Origin of the sequence: Brevibacterium sp. Mu109 (genome assembly GCF_900169375.1) — a bacterium.
GTDB classification, from domain to species: domain Bacteria; phylum Actinomycetota; class Actinomycetes; order Actinomycetales; family Brevibacteriaceae; genus Brevibacterium; species Brevibacterium yomogidense_A.
On record NZ_FXZF01000095.1, the window covers coordinates 1 to 1386 of the forward strand.

General features: G+C 61.6%; 2 protein-coding genes. Both read right to left on the minus strand.

What is annotated here, in order from left to right:
• Nucleotides 1–883: metal ABC transporter permease (locus tag BSP109_RS16580; RefSeq protein ID WP_257944760.1), on the minus strand; the 883-nt coding region annotated here is incomplete at its 3' end.
• Nucleotides 880–1386, minus strand: a 507-nt coding sequence (locus BSP109_RS16585; RefSeq protein WP_146001227.1) for a metal ABC transporter ATP-binding protein, incomplete at its 5' end; no start/stop codon positions are given. The genes BSP109_RS16585 and BSP109_RS16580, both read right to left, overlap by 4 nt.

A 1386-nucleotide genomic window follows, 5' to 3' on the forward strand; every position in this document is an offset into this window, starting at 1 on the left:
CGCGAGTGATGAGGCTGCGCCCGGGAGCCAGCAGTAGCGAGAGGACGAGGAAAGCGAAGAGCGTCAGCACGATTAGTGGCCCAGTGGGCACGCCGCCGACCGCGATGGAGAGATAGGCGCCTAGACCACTGCCGAAGCCTCCGATCAGCCCGGCCAGCACCACCATGGCCGGCAAGGTGCGGGTCCACTGTCGGGCTGCGGCTGGTGGGGTCACCACGAATGCGACCATGAGCACCAGGCCTACCGCTTTTACCCCGATAACAATGGCGATCACGATAGTTGTGAACATCAAAGTGTCGACGATGCGGGCGCTGAAACCCAGCACGGTGGAGTGGGCGGGGTCGAAGGTTCGCAGGGTGAACTCTTTCCAGAAGACCGCGACCAGCAGCAGGGCGACGGCTCCCACAGCGATGCTGGCCCACAGATCTGCTGCGGTCATCACGGAGGCATTGCCGAACAGGTAGTCCTGGATACCCCCTTTGCCCGGGAAGGCGCCATTGCTGATGATCCGCATCAGCGACATGCCCGTGCCGAAGAAGAGCGACAAGGTGACGGCCATAGCGGCATCGATGCTCAGCTTCGTCACCCGGGTGACGTACTGGGCCATACCCACAGCCAGACTGCCGGCGATGACCGCGCCAAGCATCAGCACGACCATGTTGCGTCCATGGACCTGTAGGACCACGACAGCGAATAGGAAGGCGCCTAGAGTGCCGGGCAGCGCAGCGTGTGAGATAACATCGCTGATCAAGGATTGCTTACGCAGGTAGGCGAAACTACCGAGCGCTCCGGTGACCAGTCCGATGACAGCGGTACCAAAGAAAACCGTGCGAAAGGTGTGGTCAGCGAAGAACACGACTGGACCCATCAAATCGGTGCTCATGGTGTGCTCTCGGCATGAGAGACTGGCACCGTGGTGGGTTCGAAGAAGCCATGCTCGGTGTCGCCGACTCGGTAGGCGTCCCGCAGATGTTCAGAGGTGAAGGCCTCACTCACGGTCCCGCTGGAAATGACCGTCTTATTCAGCAACGTCACGTGGCTGCAGAAGTCCTGGACAGTGGCCAGGTCGTGGTGCACGATCACAACGGTGCGGCCCTGTTGGCGCAACTGATCCAGTACCGTGACGATGGCATGCTGGCTCCTCGCGTCGATTCCCTGGAAGGGTTCGTCCATGAAGTACAAATCCGGTTGCTGGGCCAGCGCCCGCGCAAGGAAGACCCGCTGGCGTTGACCACCCGAGAGTTCACCAATCTGGCGGTGGGCGAGGTCGCTGATCCCTGTCTGTTCCATAGCTTCTGCAGCAATGTCCTTCTCAGCGCGCCGCGGACGGCGCAGCCACTTCAGACGCCCGTAGGTTCCCATCAGGACGACGTCGCGGACCGTTGT